Consider the following 26409-nt stretch of genomic DNA (forward strand, 5'->3'; position numbering starts at 1 on the left):
TAGAAAGAACTCGCCGTGAAACGTGCGTTTCAGGGTATATTATGTCGGCATCCCATCGCATAAACCGGACCAGTACCGAAAAGGCCCGAGGCAAATGATGGAATCCCCCGGCGAATCGACGACGGACTGGCGCCGCATCACCTATCTGGCCCTTTTGATTCTGCTGGCCCTGCGTGTCCTGCTCCTGGCCGTGTCCCCGCTGAACCTTTATGCCGACGAAGCCCAGTACTGGCGCTGGGGCGAGACGCTCGACTGGGGCTATTATTCAAAGCCGCCGATGATCGCCTGGCTGATCCATGCGGTCACATCCGTGTTCGGTAACGCGGAATGGGCTGTGCGCCTGCCTGCCCCCTTCCTGCATACGGCCGGGGCCATTTTCCTGTTCCATCTCGGCCGCGACATGTATGGTGGCCGAACCGGCATGCTGGCTGCGCTCGGCTATGCGCTGATGCCGGCGGTGGTGCTGTCCTCTGCCGTCATCTCGACCGATGGCGTGCTGATGCCCTTCTGGTGCGCGGCCCTGTTCTGCTTCTGGCGCCTGCGCGCCGGGAAAGGCAGCTGGGTGAGCGCCGCCGGCCTCGGCCTCGCCATCGGGGCGGGCCTCCTGTCGAAATATGCGATGATCTATTTCCTGATCGGCATTGTGCTGACACTGCTGATCGACCGGGACAGCCGCCGCGCGCTGATCTCAGGGCATGGCCTGCTTATGCTGGGCCTGGCCGCACTGGTCTTCGCACCGCACATGGCCTGGAACGCAGCGCATGATTTCGAGACCGTCAGCCATACGGTGGACAATGCCAATCTCGGAGGCGACCTGATCAATCCGGAAAACGCGCTGACCTTTCTGGTCGACCAGCTTGGCGTGTTCGGACCGGTCAGTTTCCTGGCCCTGGTCTTCGGCCTGTTCGCCGTCCGCTCGCAGGACGAAGGCATCATGGGCCGGGACCGCTGGCTGCTCTGCTTCATCCTGCCGGTGCTCGTCATCATTCTCGGCCAGGCCGTGCTGTCGCGTGCCAATGCGAACTGGGCCGCAACCGCCTACCCGGCTGCAAGCGTGCTGGTTGCTGCGTGGCTGATCCGCGCGCGGGCCAATCGGAAGCTCTGGTTCATCGTGGCCGGGCTGACCTTTGTGGCGCTGCAGTTCGTGCCGGACCTCGGCGTCTGGGTCCGGCTCATTCTCGGCCTTATTGTCGGTGGAGGCCTCCTGCTTTTCGCCGGCCTGGTAAGGTACCGCCCGTCGGGCCTGCTCTGGTTCAGCATTGGCCTGCACGGCGTGCTGGCACTCAGCTTTGCGGCGATCTCGCTGCTGCCGCTGCAGTCCTCCACCTCGCTCGGCCTCGACAATGCGCTGAAGCGCACACGCGGCTGGGACCAGGCCGCGAAAGACGTGTTCGGCATTGCCAGGTCGGTCGGCGCAACGGCTGTGCTGGTGGATGAGCGCGAGGCCTGGCACGGGCTCGACTATTATGGCCGCGACCGCTCCATCCCCCTGCTCTCCTGGCGCCGCTATGGCGTACCGAAGAGCTTCTCGGAAACCCAGCCGCTCGCCCCGCCGCTGGACCAGCGTGTCCTGATCGCTTCAATCCATCCCGGCATGCGGCCGATGCTTCGCAGTGAGTTCGAGACATTTGAACCGGCCGGCGAGATCTCCGTGCCGCTCGGCAAGCGCAGCAATGGCTGCCCGCTGTCGCGGACGTTCGTTCTGTATGTGGCGTCCGGCTTCAAGCCTCAGGTCCATGATGCGGACTGGGAGGCGCAGTTCGAAGGCCAGACGGAATTCCCGCCGGCACCCTGCCCTGCAAAACCGGAAACGGACGGTCAGTGACCGGCTGAATCCTCGGCCCAGACCTTCTTCACCCGCGCATCGCGGCCACAGGCCGTGCGGTAGTAGCGGTATTTGAGCGGGTTCTTCTTGTAATAGTCCTGGTGATAGTCCTCGGCAGGCCAGAACGTGCTGGCGTCGAGGATCTGCGTCACAACCGGTGTACCGAGCACGCCGGAGGCGTTGATCATGTCGACCTCGGCTTCGGCGACTTCGCGCTGGTCGGCATCGGCCACGAACACCGCCGAGCGGTAGCTTTCACCCTTGTCGCAGAACTGACCCGTCGCATCGGTCGGATCAATGTGGTGGAAATAATAATCCACCAGCGCATCATAGCTGACCTTATCCGGATCATAGGTGACTTTGACGGCCTCATAGTGGCCCGTCTTCTCGTGCGAGACCTGCTTGTAGGTCGGGTTCGCGACCGTGCCGCCGGTATAGCCGGAGATGGTTGAAACGACACCGTCCACCTTGTCAAAATCCGCTTCAACGCACCAGAAACAGCCACCGGCAAAGACGGCCGTCGACAGACGTTTGGCGTCCGGACTGGAGACCTGATCCTGTGCGCCGGCGCTGGAGAAGAATCCCAGCGCCATGGCTGCGAGACCGGCAGCTAGGGCAACAGACTGAGGAGAACGGGTACGCATCTTGTTTACTCGATTTACTGGATCGGGGCCTTGTTCGATTTCCGGTCTGATATGGGAAATGACCGGTGGTCTGTAACCCCGTAAACACAGTCCTAACGGGAATGTGTTGCGCCCGTGTTGTTCGAAGGCGGCGCAAATATGGCAATGCCGTGTTTTCAGGCAGGCCCGGTCAACACTCGCACCCGGACCCGGCTCGTGCGTCCTGCAGAATCAACTGCAGTGACGGTGTAAAAGCCCGGACGTTCCGGCTTCCAGACCGGCGCGCCGGCATCATCGGTCTCGCAAGGGCGGCCATCGATATACCAGCTGAGCCGTCCATCCCCCCGGCCGGCCAGGACGAAACCGCGGGACGTGCGCCCGTTCACCGGCCCGGCCCAGAGTTCCGAGGCCTGCGGTGGAAACAGGATCTGCGGTGGGCCTGCCTCCTCCAGCACCTTCATCGCGCCATGGGATTTCAGGCGGCGTTTCTCGCTGGTCAGCCGCATCGTCGCTTCGCCTTCGTCCTGAAGGTGCTGCGAGACGCGGTCGGCGACTTCGAACAGGATCGGCAGGGCCGTGTCATGACCGGTCTTGCCGGCGCGCGGCGCCCCATCGGCCCGTCCGACCCAGACGACAATCGCGTGCTGTCCGGAGACGCCTGCCGCCCAGGCATCACGGAAGCCATAGGACGTGCCTGTCTTGAAGGCAATCTGCGGGGCGTGTGCCGTCAGCGAGCCCGGCATGCGGCCTTCCGGTGTCGGCGCCTTGCGCAGGATGTCGAGCACTTCGCCGGCACTTTCCCCGCTGACGAGGCGCTTGCCGGTCGCTTCATAGTTCGCGGCCTCCTCGTCCGCGCGCCAGACAAGCGGCTTGGCAATGCCGTCATCGCCGAGTGCGGCATAGAGCACGGCCAGCTCACGCGCGGTCAGGCCTGCCCCGCCGAGCGCTATGGCAAGGCCCGCCTCGTGTTCCGCGCCGCCGGAGATGCGCGGGCGCGCCCCGGCCGAGGCGAGCTGCGCGGCAAAACGCTCCGGGCCGACCCGGTCCAGCATGGCGACGGCAGGAATGTTCAGCGAGTGCTGCAACGCGTCCGACACGCGGACATCGCCGCGGAACATGCGGTCAAAGTTTTCCGGCTGGTAGGACGCAAAGCGCGTCGGCAGGTCCGCCACGCGGGTGTCCGGCGCAGCGGTGCCGTCATCGAAGGCCATGGCATAGATGAAAGGTTTCAGCGTGGAACCCGGCGACCGTGCCTGCGCCGTCAGGTCCAGCCAGCCGCCCGGCCGGTCACGTGAGGCCGAACCGGCCACAGCCCGCACCGCCCGCGTCGGCACGTGCACGACCAGAACGGAAACCTGCACGTCCTCGCCTTCGGCTTCGGCGCGTGTCAGCGCGATCCGCTCGACCTCTGCCTGCAGGCCGGCATCGAGCGTCGAGCGGACATCTTCACGCGGGCCCTCGGCCAGCGCCTTGGCCGTGCCATGCCAGGCCCGGTCCGGGAAATCCCGCCGCCGTCCGGGCACGGACAGGGTGGCGACATCCTCCACATCGCCGGCCGTGTACACATCATACCGGTTCAGCTTCTCCGCCACCCAGTTGCGCGCACGCTCGGCTGCTTCCGGGTGCCGGTCCGGCCGCCGCGCCTCCGGTGATTGCGGCAGCGCGATCAACAGCGCGGTCTCGTCCTTGGACAGCTTGTCGGCCTCATGCCCGAAATAGCTCCAGCTGGCGGCCCGCACGCCTTCAAGGTTACCGCCATAGGGCGTCAGCGACAGGTAAAGCGACAGGATCTCGTCCTTGGTGAGACGCCGTTCCAGCTGCCAGGCACGGGCGATCTCGATCAGTTTGGAGCCGATATTGCGGTCGCGCGGTTCCAGCATGCGCGCGGTCTGCATGGTCAGGGTCGAGCCGCCGGACACGATGCGGCCGGCGAACAGCGAGTCCACGGCGGCGCGGCTGAGCCCCATCCAGTCGGTGCCCCGGTGTTCGTAGAAGCGCTTGTCTTCCACGCGGATGAGGGCGTCGATGAACTCCGGATCGATCCGGTCGAGGTCTCCGGCGAAGCGCCATCGCCCGTCTGGTGTCGCAAAGGCCCTGAGCGGCTTGCCGTCCCGGTCCGTGACGAGGGCGGACAATCCCCCCGCCCTTTCCAGCGGCGGAGGGAACAGCCTGTCCGCAATGGCCACCGCGAGGAACAGCGCAAAGATGCCGAGGAAGATCCGGCGCGCTGTCAACATGGGCTTACTTGCCTCCTTCGGCCCCGCTCTGGGCCGGGGCGATAGTGACGCGGCCGGCCTTCGAACGGGCGAACACGGCCGGGCGGTACATGTCCTCGGCGACGACGCCCGGAATGGCGAAGTCACCCGGTGTCACCGCGCGGACCACATAGGCCATGGTCACCGAGTTCGAATAGACATCGACGGCGGCGACATAGCGGTCATCCTGCGCCTGGGCGGTCTGGACATTGGCCAGCTCTCCCAGATAGGCGAAGGCGCCATCGGGCCCGTATTCCTGACGGCCATCGGCCGGGCGCAGTACCGTCTCGATCTCGAAACCGGCCGGCAGCAGGTCTGCCACGATCACCGGGTTCAGGCGGCGCTCTTCCGGCGAGACGGTCAGCTTCACGACTAGTTGGTCACCCTGGTTTACCCGGGCAAGATCCACCCGGCCGCCGGTCAGCGTATAGAACGCCTTGTCGACCTTCATCTTCGAAGCTGCCGATGGCGGCGCGCTTGCCGGCGCGCCGGTCACCAGCACGGTACGGAACATCGGCGCCTTGCCGCCGAGGGTGAAGGTCACGCCTTCGCGGGCCTGGTCCTCGGTCAGGGCATATTGGCGGTCATTATTGTTGCCACGGCCAAGCCCTTCCACATCGAGACGGAAGCCTTCCTCGCCAGCGCCCAGATCGTTCACCGCCTGCAGGAGGAAGGATTTCTCCTGCGTGGTCAGGCGGCTTGGGTCCGGCGTCTCATTGCCGAGCTTTTCGGACAGGCGTTCCAGCGTGCCGGTCTGCCCGGCCTCCGCTGCAAGAGCCAGCACACCGGCCAGGTCGCGCAGCGGCGTCTGGTAATAGTCGCCGGTATTGTTGTAGCCGAGCGCGTCTTCGGCGGCCTTGAAGGCCGAATTGGCACGGGCCTTGTCGCCCAGCTGCGCCAGCGCAGCACCGATATGGGCGCGTGCCAGCGGGCTGTCGATCGACTTCAGCTCGCGGTCATGCAGGTAGCGCAGGCGGGAGATGTCCGCCTTGCCCGCCTTGGCCAGCACATAGAGCGCATAGGCCGAGGAGCGTTTCATCATCTGCTCGACCGTGTCGTTCGAATAGCGGCTCTCATAGACGTCGGTGTCATAGCCATAGACCCGCCAGGCATCGCCGGTTGCGATCTGGCGCAGGGCCCCATAGGCGCGGTCCATCGCCTCGTCCGGCACGGCATAGCCGGCTTCCTTTGCGCGGTAGATGAAGTCCGTCGCATAGGCGCCGAGCCAGGGTGAGGCATAGCCATCGCCTTCACGCCAGAGGCCGAACGCCCCGTCCGCACCCTGACGGTTCAGCAGTGTGTTGACCGCCACCTGGACCTTCGTCTTCGGATCGTCATTGGCATCCTTCGCGCCCATGGCAACCAGCTGTTCCGAATAGAGCAGCGGCAACGCACGGCTCGTCGTCTGCTCGGTGCAGCCATAGGGATAGCGGTCCAGCGAAGCATAGAGCGTCGCCGCATCGACCGGGATGGAGGAGAAACCGACCGACACGAAGCCCGATCCCTGGACGAGGTCCGTCAACAGGCTCGGATCGACAGAGAAGGAATCGCCCGGCTGCATCAGTTTCGAGGACACGCGCGTCACCGGCAGGTAAGGCGATCGGGTCTGGATCTGATAGGTCCGGTCCACGGCATATTTGCCGGGGCCTTCAACATCCAGACGGACGGTGGAGATGCCCTCATCCTCAGCCTCGACACGGACCGGCAGGTCCATGCGCTCACCGGTCTTCAGCGTACGGGTCAGCTTGCCATCAGCAATCGCAAGGCCTTTGGTCGCGTCCACGAGGGCCGAGAACTCACCGTCGGCCAGTTCGACATTGTCGACACTGGCCGTGAGGACGGCTTCGTCGCCCGGCGCCAGGAAGCGCGGCATGATCAGGTCTGCCGGGGCTTCGTCGCGTACCGTCATGGTGGAGACAGCCGAGCCGACCCCGGTCTTCGACCAGGCCACCGCCATCAGGCGCAGCTCGCCATTGAACTCCGGCACATCGAAGCGGACCTTCGCCTTGCCGGACCGGCCGACATCGACGAGGCCCGAGAACAACGCCACGGATTTTACCGGCACAACGGAGAGGCCTTCCCCGCCCAGCTGGTCACCGCCGGTGCGCACTTCCGCAGGCAGGCCCATGTTCGGATCCAGCAGACGGCCGTAATCGTCGTAGAGTTCCACGCCGAGGGCCTTCTTGCCGTAATAATACGACACCGGATCCGGGCTCTTGAACTTGGTGAGACGCAAGATGCCTTCATCCACCGCGGCCAGCGTCAGATAGACCGGCTCACGCGGGCCATCGCCAATGTCGACCTCGATCACCTGCTCCCCGCGCGGACGCGCGACAGACGGCGCATCGATCGCCATGTCGAAGGTGCGCGCCTCCATATTGAGCGGAATGTAGGTGACACCGACGGCGCGGCGAGGCTTCGCGCGCAGCACAGGGTCACGTTCGGTGTAGACCGAGACCATGACATAGGCGCCGTCGCCCCATTCATCATTCACCGGCAGGGTCACCTGCGTGCCACCTTCGGTGACGGATATGTTCTGTACAGAAAGCACCTTGTCGGTCGCGACGACGACTTGCGCCTGCCCGTCATAGGGCGGAACGATGGTGATCTCGGCGGTCTGGCCGGAAGCCGGTGCCTTGGCCGGGCCGGTGACTTTCACACGGTCCGGTGCCTCGACACCGTCCTCGGAGACATACCCGCCCCAGCCGACATAGAAATTGTCGCTGGCCGACGTGCCGGACGCGGCGCCCGTGCCCTCGATCACCAGTTCATGGCTGCCCCAGTCGAGGCCGGAAACCGTGATCTCTCCCGTGCCGCCTTCCGGCGTGGTCAGCACGCCCTCATTCACCTTGGTCACCGTGCGCGAACGGCGCCAGCGCCAGCGGTCGCCATCATTGTACCAGTCATAATGCCAGTCTATGGCCAGCACTTTCCATGTCAGGTCCTGAGCGACGGCATTGCCATCGGCATCGACGGCGACGACCTGATAGGTCGCATCCCCGCCCTGCTCGACCGAATAGTCGAAACCGGGCTTGAGGCCGAGATACAGGCTCTCCGGCCGGTAAGGCACACGCACACTTTCAGAAACGGCCCGTCCGCCCGGCTCCAGCACGGAGACGACCGTGTTCAGGCGCAGTGGCACACCGGCATTGCTGCCGGCATTGCCGGGCGACAGGCGGATCACGGCATTGCCCGCGCCATCCGTCGTCACATCGTCAAATTCGAGAATGCGTTCCTGGAAGCTGGAATCGTGGCGTCCATAGCTGAACCCTTCAAAGGCCGGGAACGGATTGGGCTGACGTTCAACACGGGCTTCCGCCTTGACGGTCAGGCCCGCGCCGGGTGCGCCATAGAGGAAGCGCGACGACACTTCGACATCGCGCGTCCCGCCCAGCTTCACCGGCGTCTCATCATCAGTGGCAAGGTCCACGGCGATACGCTGCGGCACAAAATCCTCGACCGAGAAGCGCACAGAACCGGACGCACCGGACAAGCCGTCCATCTGGGCTTCGACGCGCCATTCCCCGCGCGAGGCGCCTTTGGGCAGTTCGAAATTGTGCAGCACGGCGGCCGCGTCTGATCCGGTGAAACGGATCTTCTCAGACACCAGGCCATTCGGGCGGTAAAGCACCAGGCTCCCGTCACGGTCGGTTACAGCCTTGCCCGTAGAGTCCCGCAGCATGCCGGTCAGCTTCACCGTCTCGCCCGGGCGGTAAATACCGCGGTCCGTATACAGATAGGCATCGACCAGGCCGGGCATGCGGCGCCCGCCAATATCCTCTTCCGACAGGTCCACCGGCGCGCGGGTCAGGTCCAGCGCGGCCAGTTCGCCCTTGGCGGTAAGCGCCAGGATCAGTTTTGGCGCCATAGTGCCCTGGCCATTGGTCAGCTCTGCCGGGAACACGACGCGTCCCTGCTGGTCAGACCGGCTTTCGGCCAGAATGTCATTGTTGCGGGCGATCAGCTGGACCGTCGTATCCGAGATCGGGCGGCCATCCTTCAGGGACCGCAGTGTCACATCGATCCCGTTGCCGCCTTCATAGGCTGTAATGGCAAGGTCGGTCAGCATGATCCAGCGGCTGGTCGAGGCTGGCGGACCAGCTGCCTCGCCGATGTCGCCGGCATCCTTGACGGTCACGAAATAGGCGCCCGGCTCCAGCGTACCGATGGTCGCTTCCAGCGGGAAGACGGTGATGACCGGCGCGTTCTGTTCGCGCGCGACATCCACCGTGCCCTTGAACAATTCTTCCTTCACATCGTCCGGATCGTCCTCGCCCCAGGTCCAGGAAGAGCGGCCCTGTGCCGTCGTCGTGCCTTCGCTGATCCGCTTGAAGGCCAGCGCCCGGTCATTGATGCGGGACACCGTCACTTCGATCTTGTCGACATTCACCGTCTCGATCGGCAGGCCGTCGGCATTCTCGCGCGGCAGGATCACGCCCGTGCCCTTGAAGCCGACATAAGGCGGCCGGTCAGCGAAATCGATCGGCACCTCTTCCTGGTTTTTCAGGGTCCGCCCATCGGCGGACGGCAGGCCTGACAACAGAGTCGCCGTCCGCTCCGTTCCGAAGGACAAGCCGCCAACGCACAGCTCACGGCCCTCAACGCTCAGCGCCGGTTTGAAGGCCGGGCGGAATTCAACATAGGGAGAGTAATCTGCTTCCGGGTCCAGCGCCGCGGAGAAGACGAAACAGGCCAGCGGCTCGTCTTCGCTCGTATCGATGCGGTAGCGGAAATAGGTGAATTCCTGCTCGCGGGCATCGATTGCGGCCTGGCGCCGCTTCTCTCTCTGCCGGGCCGCCACGCTGTCGGCGGGCGACAGCTGCACGACGGTGCCTTCTTCACCTGCACCGGAACCGGAGCGGTCCGAGCCGCCACCTCCCCCGCATGCAGCGAGAACACTCAGCAGCAACGCCATCAGCATTGCCTTACCGTATTCCCCCTTGCCCGGGATGAAGTGCGTCATGGAGCCTCTCCTACGTATAACATGAACACTCTTACACATCTTCGCGGCGGCGCGAACAGGGCGCGAATTGGACAATTCCGACATTATTCGGGGATTTCGCCGGTGCGGCAGCGCCAAACCCAGCTTGCCAGCCGCGGCACCACGCGCCATCGTCGCGTCATGTGGAGCTGGCGCATCCTCGGATTGATTTCGTTCGCGTTTGGCGCGATCGGTCTGTTTCTGCCTATCTGGCCCACCACAGTGTTCTGGATTGTCGCTGCGCTGGCCTTCGCCCGCTCCAACCCGGCCTGGGCGGAATGGATCTATGCCCGCCCTAAAATTGGCCCGCCGATCCGCACCTTTGTCGAGACCGGCGCGCTCAGCCATGCCGGCAAGGCTGCAGCTCTCGGCGGCATGGGCCTGTCAGCCGCTGTGATCGGCTTCGCATTCTGGAAACGGCCGGTGCCGCTGAGTATCGCCCTGTCGATCCTCGGCTTCGGCGCACTGTTCGTGATGACGCGCCCCCGGGCCCCTTCCGATTCCTGACCGGCGGCTAGTCGCCAAGCCCGCCATCGGTGCCGGGCAGCGGCACCTTCCCGTCCGGCGTCCGTTCGGCCTGTGAGGAATAGGCATGCGTGGCCGCCTTTTCCTTCGCCTCCTGGCGCTCGCGCAGTTCGTCCGAGAACGCGCTGGCGAACACACCGGCCGGAAGCGCCACCACACCGATGCCTGCAATCGCGATGACCGACGCGAACATCCGGCCCAGCGGCGTCACCGGGTAAACGTCGCCATAGCCCACCGTGGTCAGCGTTGCGATGGCCCACCAGATGGCACGGGGAATCGAGGCGAAGCTTTCCTGCTGTTCGCCTCCGACGCCTTCGATGAAATACAGCGCCACCGCCGAGACATAGACCAGCACCAGTGCCATCGCGAGCGCGGTGAGAAGCTGCGTGCCGGCCCGTTTGACCGCCGCGCCGAAAATGTCGAAGGCGGGCACGAAGCGCGCAATCTTGATCAGCCGGAAGAGGCGCAGCACCCGCAGCGCAATCAGCGGTATGCCGAACCCGGCCAGCATCACGATCAGTTCCGGCAGGAAGGCCAGCAGGTCCGCGATCGAATAGAACCGCGTCATATATTTCAGCCGCCCGCCAATGCCCCGGTATTCCGGGTCCAGTCCGGCCACGAAGACCCGCAGCACATATTCCACCGCGAAGGCGAACACGACGAAGATGTTGAATACGCGGAACACGGCCCGCCATTCGGCTTGCGAATTCAGGGCCGGTTCGGTTTCCAGTGCCAGGAACACGAAGCTCAGCAGGACCAGCGCAACAATGAAGAGGTTGGTGACCGAGATGCTACGCAGGCGCGCTTCGGGCACCAGCTCCTGATAGAGCTTGTAGCGCAGCCCCTTCTGCACCATCAGCTGCTGCACTGCCATTGCCTGCCTCGCTGCGTTCCCCTGCTGCCTATCCCCTTAGCACACCGCCGCAGCCTTTGGCGACGGCCGCCACGACCTTGTCCATCAGGGCCTGGATGTCTTCATCCTTCAGCTTTTCCTTCGGCTGGATCGTGATCTCGAACGCGACCGACTTCTTGTCTTCCGGCACGCCCTTGCCCTGATAGACGTCAAAGACTTCCACCTGGTCGATCAGCTGCTTGTCGGCGCCCTTGGCGAAGCGGACCAGGTCGGCCGCCGGTACGGTCTCGTCGACCACGAACGCCATGTCGCGCCGGATCGGTGTCAGCTCCGACCGTTCGAGCACGGACTTGGTCTTGGTCGCTTTCGTCTTCATCAGCGGCAGTGCGTTGAGATTCAGTTCGAAGCCGAAGGCCGGGCCTTCCACATCCAGCTGCTTCAGCACACCCGGGTGCAGCGCGCCGAAATGCGCAACCGTCACCTTCGGGCCGAGCTTCAGCGCAGCGGCCTGCCCCGGATGCCAGTGCGGCTGAGTCGGCGGGGCGACCTGGAACCGGTCCCCCGGCTGGCCGAGCGCCTCGAGCACCGCGAACAGGTCTGCCTTCGCGGCGTAGGAATCGTAAGGCTTCGGCGCGCCCTGCCAGTGGCGTTCGGCCACCGGGCGGACAAGCGCCGCCACGACCGTGCGCTGATCGTCCGGGCCATCGCCCAGATAGATCGGGCCTGCCTCGAAGAAGCGGGCGCCGGGCTCACCCCGGTTGGCCGCGCGCTGAGCAGCGCCAGCCAGGTTTGCCAGGATCGACGGGCGCATCTGGTTGAGATCGCTCGCCACCGGGTTCGCAACCGTCAGGCTGTCCGGCGTCTTTCCGAACAGGGCCGCATTCGCCTTCGACATGAAGCTCCACGTCACCGCCTCAAGGAAGCCCCGCGCGGCCAGCACGCGCCGCGCCGTGCGCACCCGCGCCTGGATCGGCGTCGTGATCGCGCGCACGCCGCCCTCCGGTGCCGGCAGTGATGTCGTCGGCAGTTGGTCGTAACCAACCATGCGGGCAATTTCTTCCACAATGTCAGCCGACTGTTCCATATCGAACCGGAAGCTCGGCGGCATCAGATACCAGGCATCGCCGGCATCTTCGACGGAGAACTCAAGGTCCTTCAGGATACGGCGCATATCGGCGCTCTTCACCTTCAGACCGGTCAGGCGCTCCACGTCGGCCGGATAGAACGTCACCTTGTCTGCGCGGGCCGGGATCATGCCCGCGACATTCGCCTTGGACACCGTGCCGCCGCCGAATTCCACGATCAGCGCGAGCGCGAGGTTCAGGCCATCGACACAGGATTGCGGATCGACGCCGCGCTCGAACCGGTAGCGCGCATCGGAATGGATGCCGGTTGCGCGGCCCGTGCGGGCGGTGCGCAGCGGATCGAACCAGGCGCTCTCGATGAACACGTCTGTCGTCTCGGCCGAAACCGCCGTCGACTCGCCGCCCATCACACCGCCAAGGCCGATGGCGCCGCTGTCGTCAGCGATGACGCACATCTCTTCGCCGATGTCATAGGTCTTGCCGTCAATGGCGACCAGCTTCTCGCCCTTCTTGCCGAGGCGCGCCGTGACAGCGCCCTGCAGCTTGGCCGCATCATAGGCGTGCAGCGGGCGGGCGCGATCGAGCGAGATGAAGTTCGTGACATCCACCAACAGCGAACGCGGCTGGATGCCGACAGCTTTCAGGCGCTGCTGCATCCAGTCCGGCGACGGACCATTCTTCACGCCTTTCACCAGCGCGCCCGCGAACATCGGACAGGCTTCCTTGGCCTCAAGTCTGATCTCGATCGGGCAGTCGAAGCTGCCGGAGACTTTCTTCACATCATTGGGAATGAACCGCCCTGCCCCGGCCGCGGCGAGGTCGCGCGCAATGCCCTGCACGCCCAGCCAGTCCGGACGGTTCGGCGTCACTTCGAAATCGATCACCGGATCGGCAAGGCCCAGCGCCTCGGCCGCCGGCGTGCCGAGCGGGATCGAGTCGTCGAGATCGGCAATGCCGTCATGATCCTCGCCGGCTTCAATCTCCTTGGTGGAGCACATCATGCCATGACTTTCGACGCCGCGGATCGCACGCGGCTTCTTGTCGAGCGCGAAGTCCAGCCCCGGAATATATGTGCCGAGCGGCGCATAGATCGCCGTCATCCCGGCACGGGCATTCGGTGCGCCGCAGACGATCTGCTTCATGCCGTCCACGGTTTCCACCTTGCACACGCGCAGCTTGTCCGCATCCGGATGCGGTTCGGCCTCGATCACCTTGCACACGGTGAAGTCTTTCAGCTTCTCGCGCGGGTCATGCACGTCCTCGACCTCGAGGCCGGCCTTCTGCATGCAGGCCAGAATCTCCTCCAGCGTCGCCTTGGAGGCGATGTGGTCGCTCAGCCAGGAAAGGGTGAATTTCATCGTCTATTCCAGTTCGGGATCTAATGCGTCTTGAACCTGACTGACCGGCGAAGGGTTCTCAGACAGGTTCTCAAAAATATCTTCTTCGCTGCGCGTGCAGGCCTTCACACGCCGGGCGGGTGAGTTCTTCGACAGGCCTTCAACTTCCCAGCAGCGTTTGAACACAGAGCAATAGCAGACCAGCATGGTCAGCTCGCCCCACTTGTCAGCCGTTTCCGCCTGCACGGCCGGGCTGATGGCGTCCGCCGGCCAGGAAATCCGCAAGGCGTTGATCGTTTCCCCCGGCGCGACAGCGCGCCCGACCATGCTCGTCCATGACAGGTCGTAACCGCCCGGCAGCGTTTCACGATAGGCATCAAGACTGTCCAGCCGTTCGTCATCTTCCAGTATGTCGACCGATTCGATCAGCGCCGGCCCGACACCGCTGTTGCGGAACCGGACACCAATGTCGCGGACATGCGGTTCTGTGGAGACATATCCATCGGCCTGCAGCACCGGGTAGACAGAGCCGTGCTGCTGGGCCCGCATGACGCGGCCCTGGTCCCAGGCAATGAAGACCGCGAGCGCGCTGGTCACCACCGCGCAGATCGCAATCACCATTTCAACCTTGTTGCCTGTGCCCATGCCCGCCTCCTACGCCACGGCCCCGGCGCGTTCCTGCGCGAGGTGCTGAGGGGCCGCCGCCGCGAACGCGTCATCGAGAACTTTCTCCAGACGGAAGGTTTCAAAGAACACATCCATGTCTTCTGCGAACACGCCATTCCGGGTGAAATACTCCCGGTGCGCACGCTGCCAGTAGTCGAGACTGAGATCGCCCTCGCCTTCCAGCGCAGCCAGTTCCTCTGTCACGTCAGCGAATTTCATACGCGTGACCGTTTCGGTTTGCAGGATCGCAACCCGTCGGCCATCGCCGCTCATCAGGTAGCCGCGCTCACCCTCCACCGGCACTGGCTGGATGCCTGTGTCGCTGCAGGTGGCGGTCTTCACACCCGCCACGATCAGCGCCGCCAGACGGTCGGCCAGTTCGGGGCCATCCCCGAAAGTCCATTCCGGCAGATCAGAGGAGGAAGGGCTCGCCGTCACGACAGCCCTCCGCTGACGGAGGGCGTGCTCCACGGCGCGAAGCCGTAATGGCGGGTCCATTGCGGATCGGCCTCGAAATACGGGCGCAGGTCCGGCATGCCATATTTCAGCATGGCCAGGCGGTCGATCCCCATACCGAAGGCAAAGCCCTGATATTCGTTCGGGTCGATGCCGCAATTGCGCAGCACATTCGGATGCACCATGCCGGAGCCGAGAATCTCCATCCAGCTGTCGCCGGCGCCGATCTCGATCGTCTCGCCCTTGCGGGTGTATTTCACGTCCATCTCGGCCGACGGCTCCGTGAACGGAAAGAAGTGCGGGCGGAAGCGGGCTTCCACAGTGTCGACTTCGAAGAAGGCTTTGACGAAATCGATCAGGCAGCCTTTCAGATGCCCCATATGGGTGCCCTTCTCGATGACGAGACCTTCGACCTGATGGAACATTGGCGTGTGCGTCGCATCCCAGTCGTTCCGGTAAACCCGGCCCGGCACGAGAATGCGGATCGGCGGCTTCTGGTCCATCATGGTGCGGATCTGCACGGGCGAGGTGTGCGTACGCAGCACTTTCGGCGTGTCGCCTTCCTGCGCCTTCATGAAGAAGGTGTCGTGCGTCTCGCGGGCCGGGTGGCCTTCAGGGAAGTTCAGCGCGGTGAAATTGTGCCAGTCGTCTTCCACGTCCGGGCCTTCGGCCACGGTGAAGCCCATGTCGCCGAAGATGGCCGCGACTTCCTCGAACACCTGCATGACCGGGTGCAGCGCGCCAGCCTTGGGGCCTGGCGACGGCGGCAGGGTCAGGTCCAGCTTTTCGCTGGCCAGCTGTTTCTCCAGCGCCTCGGCTTCCAGCTCGGTCTTGCGGGCGGTGATCGCATCATTCACGCGGTTCTTCAGCGCGTTCAGCTTCGGGCCGTTTTCCTTGCGCTCTTCCGGGCTCATCTTGCCCAGCGAGCCCATCAGGCCGGAGACCCTGCCCTTCTTGCCAAGCTCTGCCACGCGCACCGCGTCCAGCGCTTCCAGGTCAGCCGCTGCGGCGACGGCCGCCAGCGCTTCGTTTTCGATGGTCGTAATATCGGACAAGGTCTTGCCCCTTTTATGTTTCCGCGGGCTTTGTAGGCGCTTCGCGGGATCATGCAAATCCGGAAACGGAAAAGCCCGGCACACCGGCCGGGCTTTCTCTCATTCAATTCGGCGGCTGCCTTTTCAGGCGGTCACCGGCGGCGCGGGGCCTGTCAGAAAGCTTACTTGCCGGCAGCTTTCTTGCGGGCGATCCGTGCGCGCTTGGTGTTGCCAAACACGCGGACTTTCGCGCGCTTGCCGAGATTGGCCTTCCAGGTCGCGTTGCGGCGCTTGACGCGCGGCTTCTTCGCCGGGTGCAGAACGGAGTTCGGGGACTTCGACATCGGGAAATTCCTGACTGGTCTTTATGACTTAAGCGAGGGCCGCTTTGGCCTGGGCCACCAGGGCGCCGAATGCGTCCGGATCCTTGATGGCGATGTCGGACATGACTTTCCGGTCGACTTCGATGCCGGCTTTGGTCAGGCCGTTGATGAACTGCGAGTAGTTCATCTCGTCGTCGTGGATGCGGACAGCGGCGTTGATGCGCTGGATCCAGAGCGAGCGGAACTTCCGCTTTTTGACTTTACGGCCGACATAGGCGTACTGGCCGGCTTCCCAGACGGACTGGTTGGCGATGCGGAACGTATTCTTGCGGCGGTTACGGAAACCCTTTGCCTGCTTCAGGATTTTCTTGTGGCGGGCGTGGGCAGGAACTTTAGCGCGGGAGCGGGGCATTTGAGCCTCCTTCTATCAAGATCAGTATTAAGTCAGCGACGGCGGCTTAGAGGCCGTACGGCAGGAACTTTTTCACACGGGCTTCATCGGCCTTTGCACCGACGGACGTGCCGCGGTTCTGGCGGATGTACTTTGCATTGTGGCTGATCAGGCGGTGACGCTTGCCAGCGACGCCGTGCTTCAGCTTGCCCGTTGCGGTGATCTTGAAGCGCTTTGCAGCGGCCTTCTTGGTCTTCATCTTCGGCATTTCAGTCTCCTTTTTGGTGGAGCTCGCACCCTTGCGGGCGGCCCGGTCTGTCATGAGTGGAGGGCATGCCGTTCGCCAGCACCACTCGGAAGAGGCGGCTTATGACGGATTGGGCCAAGGGAATCAAGGGGTGAAAGCGGCTGGAAATGCACTTGAAAATGCCCGGCTGCCCTGCCCCGTAACAAGAAGAGCCGGCAGGGTCCGCCCGGCCGGCTCTTCATGGTGTATATATGGTGTTTAGACGGTGTTCTACATGGTGCACAGCGCACCATTTATCGCGGTGAGAGCACCATCGTCATCTGGCGGCCTTCGAGCTTCGGTTCCAGCTCGACTTTCGCCATTTCGTCGAAGTCTTCCTTCACCCGGTTCAGCAGTTCCATGCCGAGATGCTGGTGCGCCATTTCCCGGCCGCGGAAGCGCAGGGTGACCTTCACCTTGTCGCCTGCCTCAAAGAAGCGCGTCATCGCCTTCGCTTTGACTTCATAGTCATGCACGTCGATGTTCGGACGCATCTTGATTTCTTTGAGTTCGGAATTCTTCTGCTTCTTCTTCGCAGCGGCTTTCTTCTTCCGCTCTTCGAAACGCAGCTTGCCATAGTCGAGAATCTTGACGACGGGGACTTCCTGGTTCGGCGAAACCTCGACTAGGTCCATACCCGCTTCGCGGGCAGCGTCGAGCGCGGCGGAAATCGGCATGACGCCCTGTTTCTCACCGTTTTCGTCGATCAACAGGACCTTTGCGGCCCGGATGTCGTCATTTGTGCGCGGTCCCTTATCTTTCTGGGGCGCTTCGTTCATTGGTCTGCGAGCTATGGCCTGTCTCCTTTGTGGCTGTTCTCAGAATGCCTGAATATGCCTGTGGTTGCGGGCATATTCAAGGCTGAGCGCACTCGGCAATTTCTGGTTCCCGGTCAAGTGGGAAGCACACCCAGCGCCAGGATCGAGCGCCAGACCGTATCAACTTCCAGTTCCGCGAGCGTCGGGGCCGAATTGATGATCGGCGAGCGGGCGCCGCGCGGGGCCGCATGGTCGGGATTGCTTTCATTGGTGGCGAACAGGGCGACGCCCGGCGCCCCGGCAATGGCGGCCATATGCATCGGGCCGGTATCATTGCCGACGACGAAGGCAGCTTTTTCCGCCAGAGTTACAATCTGGAAGAGGTCCGTCCGGGTGACGAGGCTTTTGGCCCGCTTCTCCAGCTTCAATATGTCCTGCGCGATCTTGCCCTCGGCCTTGCCGCCGATAATCGCCGGCGTGACGCCCGCATCGGCGATCCGTTTGGCCAGTTCGGCGAACCGCTCCACCGGCCAGCGCTTGGCCTCACGGTGTTCGGACGCGCCCGGAATCAGCAGCATATAGGGCTGTTCCAGCCCAAAGTACGCGGGCTGCAGGCGCGGTGCGTCGCGCAGTTTCGGCCGCACCCAGCTGAGGTCCGGCTTCGGGAAGTTCTGGCGGTTCCAGCGCCCGTCCGGCGCGACACCCGCCACAGCCAGCTGTTCGGCCAGCCGGTCGATCGAGTGCATGGTCGCCCGGTCCGGATTGTCGTGGAAGAAGGCCGCCTTCTCGTGGTGGCCTGACCAGAGCGGCGCCTTGCCCGTGCGGCTCAGTGCCGTGAAATAGTTTTTCGTACGCCCGGAGGTCTGGAAATCATAGATGATGTCGTATTTCGACTTGCGGATCCGGTTCAGCAGCGCCGTCGTCGCCTTCATCGTGGCGGGGCGCCCGTCGGTCTCGATCCGGTCGAAATACGGGCAATGCTTGGCAAAATCCTCGAAAGGCGGCGTCGTCAGCAGCGTGATCCGGGCCGACGGATGGAAGTCGCGCACGGCTTTCATGGCGCCGAGCGCCAGCACAAAGTCACCGAGCGCGCTCAGCTTGATGACCAGTACTTCCTTTGCGCCAGCCCCCGGATTGACCGGGCTGGCCAGTTTTGCGGTTTTCGCCATGCCTACCTCGTCGGTCCCCTAACCGATCAGGCGCTTATAGACGCCGAGGGTAGCCATCTGAAGCCCCCGCTTGGAGAAATGGCTGCGGACATGCGCCTGTCCGGCCTTTCCCATGCTGGCGCGGGCGGTTTTCCCGACGGCCAGCAGCGCCCGGATCGCGCCCGCCAGCGCCGCCGCGTCGCCCGGCTGGAAGCGGGCCCCTGTCTCCCCGTCGAGCACGGTTTCACGCCCGCCGCCATGGTCGGACACGATCACCGGCCGCGCCATCGCGGAGGCTTCCGCCGCCACCCGGCCGAAGGCTTCCGGCCGCGTCGAAGGCGCCATGACAATGTCGGCGGCGAGGTAAGCGGCCGGCATGTCGGTCTCGTGGCCCACGACCAGAACCTGACCGTCCAGCTGCAGATGGCGGACCGTGTCATAGATCCGGCCTTCATAGGCGTCGCGCCCCTGTGCATCGCCGGCAAGGACAAGGACCAGCCCTTCGCGCTCTTCCGGCGCCAGCAGGCCGAGCGCCTGAATCGCCAGCAGCTGGCCTTTCCATTCCGTCAGGCGGCCCGGCAGGAACAGGGTCAGGCGCGTGTCGTCCTTCAGGCCCCAGCGCGTACGCACGGCATCGATCCGCGCCTGCGGCACGGCGGCAGGGTCGAACGCGGCAAGATCCACGCCGCGCGGGATGGTCACGATCTGCTCCGGCGGAATGCCATGCACACGCTGCACATGCGCCGCGATCCACTGGGAATTGGCGATCACAAGATCGCCCTTGGCCATGACGGAATTGTACTTCCGTTTGAGGCCCTCCTCGCCCGAATAGGCCCCGTGATAGGTTGTGACGAACGGCACGCCGGTGGCCTTCGCCGCCGCATAGGCGCTCCAGGCCGGCGCGCGGGACCGGGCATGGACAAGGTGAACGCCCTCATTCCGGATGATGCGCTTCAGCCTGCCTTCATTGAGCTTCAGCACGACCGGGTTCTTGGATTTGGCATCCATACGAAAGAGCTCGCCGCCCAGTTTTTCGAACTCGTCCTCCAACCGCCCGCCGCGGCTGGCCAGCAGCGCCCGGCCGCCCGCTTCCACGATGGCTTCGGTCACTTCCAGCACGGTGCGTTCCACACCGCCTGCGGACAATTCGGGGGCGACCTGCAGGATGGTCTTGCCGGTCAGATCGGGAAAAGGTTCCAAGTCGCGTGCCACCCATTCGCTTGACAGGCGAGAGAGATGGCGGAACGGACAGGTTATGACAACCGAACATTTCATCTCCCCTCACGGCAGACAGCTGGCCTACCGCCGCTTCGCCCCTGCCCGCAGCGATCTCACCTATGTGTGGCTGTGCGGGTTCAAGTCCGACATTACCGGGTCCAAGGTCATGTGCCTTGAGCAATGGGCGAAAGAGAATGGCCACGGCTTCCTCGCCTTCGATTATTCCGGCCATGGCGAATCAGGCGGCGCCTTCGAGGACGGTACGATTTCCCGATGGCGCGAGGACGCCCTCGACGCCATCGATGCGCTGACGGACGGCCCGCTGGTGCTTGTCGGCTCCAGCATGGGCGGCTGGATGGCCCTGCTCTCAGGTCTCGCCCGGCGCGAGCGCCTTGCCGGCATGGTGCTGATCGCGCCGGCGCCGGATTTCACCGAAAAGCTGATGTGGCCGGAATTCACGCCGCGCCAGCAGGAAGAAATCATGGAGCACGGCCTCACCCTGCGCCCGTCTGACTATGGCGACCCCTATCCGATTACCAAAGCGCTGATCGAGGACGGCCGCGACTGGCAGCTGCTGGACGCGCCCATCGACCTCGAATGCCCTGTACGCATCCTGCAGGGGGCCGAAGATCCGGACGTCCCCTGGCGTCACGCCTTCCGGCTGGTCGAGGCGATGAGCTCGAAAGATCTCGTCTTCACCCTGATCAAGGATGGCGACCACCGCCTCTCCCGCGACCAGGACATTGCCCGCCTTTTGGCCACCTGCTCGGAAATCGCTGGTATTGCAGGCGCCTAGGCGCCCATCCGGTCCAGCCACCACTGGTTCATCTGCCAGATCGACTTCTCCAGCGGCGACAGCGGCCCGGCGCGGGATAGCGGCGCGTTGAGGCCTGCCCAGACAAGATCGTTCGCGGCAATGTCTTCCTCATGCACGCCCCGGATGGAGGCTTCGGCCCCGTCCACAATGGCGGCATAGTCATCGAGGCCCTGCATCCAGTCCGGGAAGCAGAGATGGATCTTGAGGTCCAGCCGGTCTGCCGCCAGCGGGGTCATCTGGTACCAGGCCATGAACGGGCCCTGGACGGCCAGCAGCAGGCCCGGAAAGGCATTGGCGGCGATCAGGTCACGCAGCTGCCAGTCTTCGAGCCCCGGCACCGGTGGCTGGGGCGTGTCCCGGTCCGCCGCCGGCATGTGCAGGATGGACCAGGGCTGGCCCGTATCCGGCACTTGCGAGTCGCGGGCATGGTAGCCCGGCTCCAGCGTCTTCGAATGGGCCGCGATGTGGTGGTAGGCTTCCATGAAATTCTCGGCCAGCACCTTCCAGTTCCAGCCATGCGAATAATCCAGCGTGCGCGCCACAAAGAAGCTGCCGAGATTGTAGTTCGCGAAATAGTCCGCAAACCCGCTGACCTGCGGGGCGAAGGCCGGCGCGTCGGCGTCCAGCGTCGCCATGACGAAGCCTTCCCAGATCTCGGAGCGGATCTCGCGCAGGCCGTGGGCCACCGGATCGAACTCCTCTGCGCCCTCCATCAGCGGCGCGCGGACGAGACTGCCTTTCGTGTCATAGGACCAGGCGTGGTAGGGACAGGTGAACAGTTTGCGGCAGCCCTGCCCTTCCGCCACCAGCGCGGCCCGGTGACGGCAGACACGCGACAGCACCCGCACGGCGCCGTCCTCACCGCGCACCACCATCACCGGCTCGCCGCCGAGGTCTGCCGAGAGATAATCCCCTGCCCCCGGCACCTGGTCGACCCGCGCCAGCGGCAGCCAGCTGCGCGCCAGCACACGCGCCTTTTCGACATGCCAGAGGCCTGGATCCGTATAAGCGACCGGCGGCAGGGTATAAGCTTGCGCCAACGGCCTTCGGCTCGCAGCGACGGCGGCGGGGGAAAGAAATTCCTGAGTCATACGTCACCCTCACGAAAGATGACGCAGGCGTCAAGTTTTGAATCGCCTGAATCTGGTCAGTGCCCGCCGGCCCCGCCCATATCGCGTTGCTCCAGCCGGACGAGCCGGGCCAGCATGCCGCGCGCGGCAATCGCGGGCGCGGTGGTGCGGACTTCATCGGTCATCGCCTGCATGCGGTAGCGGGTCGTCAGCAGATGGCCGTCGGTGCTGTAACTGCCTTTATAGGTCTCGCCATTGATCTCGATTTCGACCGGTGTCGGGGTCGCCATGAGGTTCCTCCATTTTTATGGCGGAAAGACTTCTTGTGTCCTTTCCTGCCACAAAGTCTAACATGGACGCCGCCATGACCCAATTACTGATCGTTTATCATTCCCGCACAGGTGGCACGCGCCAGATGGCCGAAGCCGCCCTGGCCGCCGCACAGGAAGAGGCAGACGCCGTGCTGATGCGCGCGGAGGAAGCCAGCCCCGAAGACCTGATGGCCGCAGACGGATACCTCTTCGCCGGGCCGGAAAACCTCGCCGCGCTCTCCGGCGCGATGAAGGAATTCTTCGACCGCTGCTATTATCCCGTCCTCGGACGGATCGAGGGCCGCTCCTACGCCCTGATGATCTGCGCAGGTTCGGACGGCGAAGGCGCCGCACGCCAGGCGGCCCGCATCGCCAAAGGTTGGCGCCTGCGCGAGGTCCAGCCACCCCTGATCGTGAACACCAGCGCTCAGACGCCGGAAGAGATTCTCGCAGAGAAAACCATCCCGGAGGCAGAGCTGGAGAAGTGCCGCGACCTCGGCGCCGCGCTCGGCGCCGGACTGAAGATGGGGGTGTTCTGAAGATGGGCGTGTTCTGAAGCCCCAGCCTCAGAACGACACTTCCACGCCCATCAGGAACTCGAACGGCTTGCCGGGCCGGAGACCCGCCGGGTCGATCGAGGCGACATAGACTTCGTCGAACAGGTTCTCGGCCTTGGCCCGCAACCGGATACGGTCGGCCAGGTCCACCCAGACAGCCATGTCGGCCACCCAGCGCGCTTCGATCAGTTCGCGCTCCGGGATGCTGCCCTGCCCGGCACGTGCCCGTGCGTCGGAGACATAATTGCCCGACAGGCTCGCGCCCCAGCGATCCGTTTCAAGGCCGGCGCTCAGCGTCAGCTGCTGGTCGGCGATGTAAGGCAGCTCATCTCCGGCGGCGACATCGCCCCAGGGCTCATAATCGCTCTCGAAGCTCGTCTGGAATTCGGCATCGGTCAGCGTGTAGACGAGGCTGACCGGAATGGAGAGATCCGTGTCCAGAACAGCGGCGGCATCCCAGCTGGCCGTCAGTTCCAGCCCCTGAACGTCGACTTCGCCGCCATTGAACTGGTCACCCACCGTACAGCCGCCGCCGGACGAGGCCGTGCACGTGCCCAGCAGGTTCGAATAGTCGTTGAAATAGGCAATCGCTTCCAGTTCGAACTCGCCGCGCGAGTAACGCCCGCCGAACTCCCAGTTCACGCTTTCTTCGACATCGGCGTTCGTGGTGCCGGGGCTGGCGATGGCGAAGCCGCGATGCACGCCGGCCAGCAGCGTCGTCGTCCCGCTGATCTCGTAAAGCGCGCTGAGGCCCGGCACGACCACCGTGTCGGAAAGCTCCCTCACCTGCGTCGGCCCTGCGGCGCGGGTCGGGTCGCTGGTCGCATAGTCTTCACGCGTCAGTTCGTAATCCTCGAACCGCGCCCCGCCCGTAACGGAGAGCCGCCCGATCGTGAACTTGTCCTGCACGAACAGGGCCAGCGCCTCGCCGGAGGAGATGCGGTTTGCCTGGCTGCCAGCCGCGCCTGCCGTGGTCAGGATCAGCTGCCCGCCCTCAAGGCGATAGGCATCCTCTTCCTGGAACCGGTCTTCCTCGTCCTGATGGACGCGGGCACCGATGGTCAGCTCATGATCCACGCCGCCAAAGGCCGTCTTCCAGTTCAGCACCGACTGGACGCCCTCGCTGTAGTAGGCCCGCCGGTTGGCCCGGTAGACGATGGAATCGTCGAGGCTCACAATGCCCACAGCGAGGTCATACTCCGCCGCATAGGTGACCGGATCGGTCAGCACGCTGGAGATGGAGACATCCCCGCTCGCGCCGGTGCCATCGGCATTGATGCCCTGCAGCTTGTACCAGTTGCGCGCGAAATCGTGATGATAGGCAATCGTCGTCAGGCTGAGGTCCGGCGTGAGGTCGATCCGGTGGGTCAGCTGGAACAGCTCGTTCTCGCCATTGAACACATCGTCCGTGCTCGCATCGTAGCGCCGGTAAGGATCGGCGCGGAAATCATCCAGCGTCAGGCCGAAATAGGTCTCGTTCGAGGTCTCTTCCCGCGTCTGGTATTTCAGCTCCACGCTCTGCGGCATCGGCCCATCGGCCTTGTAGGCGCCGAGCTTCAGGACAAGGTCGTCCGCGTCGAAGCCGGTCGGGCGGCCATTGTCCAGCCGCTTGAAGCCGTCCGTCTCGTCGGTGAACACTTCGACAAGGCCGCCCAGCTGCCAGCCAGCCGCTGCGTCCGTCTTGCCGCCCAGCCAGAGGTGCGCGCGCTGGCGGTCATTCGTGCCGAACATCACCTGTCCGTAGCCAGACGGCGCATCCGGCACGGGCGTCGAGAACATGTTGATCGCCCCGCCTGTGGTGCGCGGGCCGTAGAGGATCGCCGCCGGGCCCTTGGTCACCTCGATGGCGCTCATCCGGGCGATGGTCGGGAAGTAATAGGCCGATGGCGAGGCATAGGGTGCCGGCGAGATCGGCACGCCATCTTCCATCAGTGCCACGCGCGACGAGCGGTCAGAGCCGGAGCCGCGCAGGCCGATATTCGGGCGCAGGCCATAGCCGTCCTCTTCCTGGATGTTCACGCCCGGCACGGCGCGCAGGATGCGCAGCACGTCACTCTGGGCCTGCACCGACAGGTCGGCATCCGTCAGGAACGAGACCGAACCCGCCACTTCCAGCGCCGCCTCGGACGAGCCCGTGACCACGACCGTCGACAACAGGCGATAGGGGTCGTCCCCTTCTGCCGCTTCCGGCGCCTCTGCCCCGGCCGAAAGGGCCAGCACAGCCGCCGACGCCATCAGGAAACTGCTCTTCAAACCGCTCACGCTGCCCTCGCTCCGCTTATTTTCTATTCAGGTCGCGGCTGTTTATTGGAGACAGTTTGAGAATGCAAGTGCGACCTATTTGCAAAAATTGCGAGGAGTCCTGCTCATCCCCCGGCCACCCGCCAGGAGCAGAACGTCAAAGCAAAGGGGGCGCGGTCACCCGCCCAGCGGCTTCATGTAGGTGGCAAGGTCGAAATAGTCGCGCCAGACGGCGATCTTGCCGTCCTTCATCTCGAAGACGCCGCAACAGGGCAGGTCGATCTGCTTGCCATGCGCGACGGTACGGTCGAGGCGCTCGGCGATCACCGTGTTCCCGGCGGACATCAGCGTGAGGACATCCCAGACCGTCTCGCTCCAGCCATTGATGAAGCCACCGATAAATATGCGCAGCGCCTCATGCCCCTGCACCGGGCCCGTCGGCATGTTGTGATAGATGCCGTCCTCGGCAAAGAAGCCCACCAGCTCCTCCACATCCAGCCGCGACCAGGCCGCGATAAACTCCCGGATCACCTGTTCATTGCCCATGGCGTGCCTCCCTGTTTTTATGGCTGTGAAATCGCCAGATTAATGCGCGCGACTATTCAACTGCATAAATTTCAGCGCAATATTCTCGCACCTCTGGCGAAGCGGTCGCCTCGGTTTTGCGCAATAACTCTAAGAATTGTTCGGCTGTATTAAGAGAATAAACTCTCTGGCTCAGCCCAAGTTCCTCTGAAAGTGGTGCTTCAGATAAGAAGGTGGCGCATTCTTTGTCGATGAACATCGCATCGACATAAGGTCCATATGCCGAGATGGCTCTGATATCATTCAACATACCAGGATTTGGCGCCCTTTTCTGACCCGCCGCCATCTTCCGTGCTATCGCTGCGAACAAGTAGGACGAAATCTTGTGATGAGGCAGAAGTCTATTGCCCTCCCAGTCCAAAAAGGAAACCAACCGTTCCAAAACTTGATCCGTATTGCAATCGATCAACTCATGCTCGAAATACCTCTGCAACTGGAATACAGACATTCTTGCCGCTGTGTCGCTAGCCGTCACCATCGCTTCCTTATGAACGGGACCGAAACTAGACAATTCCACTTCAAGAACGTCTTCGAATGAAGGCCGCTCAGCGGCCCACCGTTCTGCAAGCTTTGCCAAACTCTGGTAACCGGCATCGCGATCATCCCTGATCGCCTCTGCGAGATCGCTAAAGTCTGCGTTCACCGTGATGTGCAAATCCGGTAGCCAAACATTTCTGTCTCGTTTCAGAACTTCGTCTACTGAGAAATCCAAATCGGGCACGCCTTGATCATTCATGAAAGCTTTGGCGAATTGAAATATCTGTGCGCTTTCCACTTCCCGAGAGTTCACTAGTGCAGCGTCTCCCAACATTTCGGTAAAGAGCCGAAGTTCGGTAGGATTGCGGGACACGATGGTCTCCATGGAGTGAACATCACTCATTGGGAAGATTGCTTGCTGCAGGTGAACGCATCTTTCGATCAGTCGAAATGCTTCCTTCCAAAAATCTTCATAAGGCAAATTGGGACGTCTTTGATCGTTCTTGATCAAGAATAGCTCGCTCAGCGCAAACTGGTCCAAATAGATCACTTTCTTATCGACGTTCGGAAGCGCCTCCCGTTGCTTG

The 26409-nt window shown here is 63.6% G+C and carries 23 protein-coding genes; 4 read left to right on the plus strand and 19 right to left on the minus strand.

Translation table 11 applies throughout. From position 1 onward, the window contains the following. Positions 1–94: 94 nt before the first annotated feature. Complete coding sequence (locus HJA_RS01840; RefSeq protein WP_051597245.1) at positions 95–1825, plus strand: ArnT family glycosyltransferase; 1731 nt, start codon at positions 95–97, stop codon at positions 1823–1825. On the opposite strand, the gene msrA is transcribed toward HJA_RS01840, so the two are convergent. The 3 genes from msrA to HJA_RS01855 form a co-directional block, all read right to left on the minus strand. Then, positions 1819–2469 (minus strand): peptide-methionine (S)-S-oxide reductase MsrA, encoded by a 651-nt coding sequence (msrA, locus tag HJA_RS01845; protein WP_035577427.1) that lies wholly within the window; start codon positions 2467–2469, stop codon positions 1819–1821. The two genes, HJA_RS01840 and msrA, sit on opposite strands and share 7 nt — an antisense overlap. 155 nt (positions 2470–2624) lie before the next feature. Further along, a complete protein-coding gene (gene pbpC, locus HJA_RS01850) occupies positions 2625–4685 on the minus strand; it encodes a penicillin-binding protein 1C (protein WP_035577429.1) in 2061 nt (686 codons plus the stop codon). A gap of 4 nt (positions 4686–4689) precedes the next feature. Continuing rightward, positions 4690–9666: an alpha-2-macroglobulin family protein gene (locus HJA_RS01855; RefSeq protein ID WP_035577431.1), complete on the minus strand. Its 4977-nt coding sequence runs from the start codon at positions 9664–9666 to the stop codon at positions 4690–4692. Between the two features lie 102 nt (positions 9667–9768). Here HJA_RS01855 and HJA_RS01860 point away from each other — a divergent pair, with 102 nt between their 5' ends. Beyond that, positions 9769–10191 carry a YbaN family protein gene (locus HJA_RS01860; RefSeq protein ID WP_162177012.1) on the plus strand — a complete coding sequence of 141 codons (423 nt, stop codon included), beginning with the start codon at positions 9769–9771 and terminating at the stop codon, positions 10189–10191. Positions 10192–10198: 7 nt separating this feature from the next. On the opposite strand, the gene HJA_RS01865 is transcribed toward HJA_RS01860, so the two are convergent. The 11 genes from HJA_RS01865 to HJA_RS01910 form a co-directional block, all read right to left on the minus strand. Next, entirely contained in the window at positions 10199–11083 is an 885-nt protein-coding gene (locus HJA_RS01865; RefSeq protein ID WP_241764273.1) for an ion transporter, read from the minus strand. A 28-nt stretch (positions 11084–11111) separates the two neighbouring features. Next, positions 11112–13505, minus strand: coding sequence for a phenylalanine--tRNA ligase subunit beta (pheT, locus tag HJA_RS01870; RefSeq protein ID WP_035577436.1), 2394 nt, complete (start codon positions 13503–13505; stop codon positions 11112–11114). Positions 13506–13508: 3 nt separating this feature from the next. Beyond that, positions 13509–14129 carry a hypothetical protein gene (locus tag HJA_RS01875; protein ID WP_035577438.1) on the minus strand — a complete coding sequence of 207 codons (621 nt, stop codon included), beginning with the start codon at positions 14127–14129 and terminating at the stop codon, positions 13509–13511. A 9-nt stretch (positions 14130–14138) separates the two neighbouring features. Beyond that, positions 14139–14588, minus strand: a complete 450-nt coding sequence (locus HJA_RS01880; RefSeq protein ID WP_051597246.1) for an ASCH domain-containing protein — start codon at positions 14586–14588, stop codon at positions 14139–14141. Beyond that, positions 14585–15661, minus strand: a complete 1077-nt coding sequence (gene pheS, locus HJA_RS01885; RefSeq protein WP_035577439.1) for a phenylalanine--tRNA ligase subunit alpha — start codon at positions 15659–15661, stop codon at positions 14585–14587. Before pheS ends, HJA_RS01880 begins: the two co-directional genes overlap by 4 nt. Positions 15662–15822: 161 nt before the next feature. Further along, a complete protein-coding gene (locus tag HJA_RS18475) occupies positions 15823–15984 on the minus strand; it encodes a hypothetical protein (RefSeq protein ID WP_155839830.1) in 162 nt (53 codons plus the stop codon). 28 nt (positions 15985–16012) lie between these two features. Further along, positions 16013–16375: a 50S ribosomal protein L20 gene (rplT, locus tag HJA_RS01890; protein WP_035577442.1), complete on the minus strand. Its 363-nt coding sequence runs from the start codon at positions 16373–16375 to the stop codon at positions 16013–16015. Positions 16376–16421: 46 nt separating this feature from the next. Next, complete coding sequence (rpmI, locus tag HJA_RS01895; RefSeq protein ID WP_035577982.1) at positions 16422–16622, minus strand: 50S ribosomal protein L35; 201 nt, start codon at positions 16620–16622, stop codon at positions 16422–16424. A gap of 272 nt (positions 16623–16894) precedes the next feature. Continuing rightward, positions 16895–17419: a translation initiation factor IF-3 gene (infC, locus tag HJA_RS01900; protein WP_035577445.1), complete on the minus strand. Its 525-nt coding sequence runs from the start codon at positions 17417–17419 to the stop codon at positions 16895–16897. A 113-nt stretch (positions 17420–17532) separates the two neighbouring features. After that, positions 17533–18567, minus strand: a complete 1035-nt coding sequence (locus HJA_RS01905; RefSeq protein ID WP_051597247.1) for a glycosyltransferase family 9 protein — start codon at positions 18565–18567, stop codon at positions 17533–17535. 18 nt (positions 18568–18585) lie between these two features. Continuing rightward, positions 18586–19746 carry a glycosyltransferase family 4 protein gene (locus HJA_RS01910; protein WP_035577986.1) on the minus strand — a complete coding sequence of 387 codons (1161 nt, stop codon included), beginning with the start codon at positions 19744–19746 and terminating at the stop codon, positions 18586–18588. A 55-nt stretch (positions 19747–19801) separates the two neighbouring features. Between HJA_RS01910 and HJA_RS01915 the strand changes: the two genes are divergently transcribed. Continuing rightward, positions 19802–20560: an alpha/beta hydrolase gene (locus tag HJA_RS01915; protein ID WP_035577447.1), complete on the plus strand. Its 759-nt coding sequence runs from the start codon at positions 19802–19804 to the stop codon at positions 20558–20560. On the opposite strand, the gene HJA_RS17745 is transcribed toward HJA_RS01915, so the two are convergent. Both HJA_RS17745 and HJA_RS01925 read right to left on the minus strand, forming a co-directional pair. Continuing rightward, complete coding sequence (locus HJA_RS17745) at positions 20557–21672, minus strand: aromatic ring-hydroxylating oxygenase subunit alpha (RefSeq protein ID WP_081814463.1); 1116 nt, start codon at positions 21670–21672, stop codon at positions 20557–20559. The genes HJA_RS01915 and HJA_RS17745 overlap by 4 nt on opposite strands. A gap of 56 nt (positions 21673–21728) precedes the next feature. Next, a complete protein-coding gene (locus HJA_RS01925) occupies positions 21729–21941 on the minus strand; it encodes a hypothetical protein (RefSeq protein WP_035577449.1) in 213 nt (70 codons plus the stop codon). A 74-nt stretch (positions 21942–22015) separates the two neighbouring features. On the opposite strand from HJA_RS01925, the gene HJA_RS01930 reads away from it, so the two are divergent. Next, complete coding sequence (locus HJA_RS01930) at positions 22016–22501, plus strand: flavodoxin family protein (protein WP_035577991.1); 486 nt, start codon at positions 22016–22018, stop codon at positions 22499–22501. 27 nt (positions 22502–22528) lie between these two features. Here the strand turns inward: HJA_RS01930 and HJA_RS01935 are convergent, their stop codons facing one another. From HJA_RS01935 to HJA_RS01945, 3 genes are all read right to left on the minus strand, one after another. After that, positions 22529–24781 carry a TonB-dependent receptor family protein gene (locus HJA_RS01935; protein WP_155839831.1) on the minus strand — a complete coding sequence of 751 codons (2253 nt, stop codon included), beginning with the start codon at positions 24779–24781 and terminating at the stop codon, positions 22529–22531. Positions 24782–24937: 156 nt separating this feature from the next. Further along, positions 24938–25306: a nuclear transport factor 2 family protein gene (locus tag HJA_RS01940; RefSeq protein ID WP_035577451.1), complete on the minus strand. Its 369-nt coding sequence runs from the start codon at positions 25304–25306 to the stop codon at positions 24938–24940. Positions 25307–25358: 52 nt separating this feature from the next. Next, complete coding sequence (locus HJA_RS01945; protein ID WP_155839832.1) at positions 25359–26363, minus strand: hypothetical protein; 1005 nt, start codon at positions 26361–26363, stop codon at positions 25359–25361. Between the last annotated feature and the right edge of the window lie 46 nt (positions 26364–26409).

The organism is Hyphomonas jannaschiana VP2 (genome assembly GCF_000685215.1).
Lineage (GTDB): Bacteria > Pseudomonadota > Alphaproteobacteria > Caulobacterales > Hyphomonadaceae > Hyphomonas > Hyphomonas jannaschiana.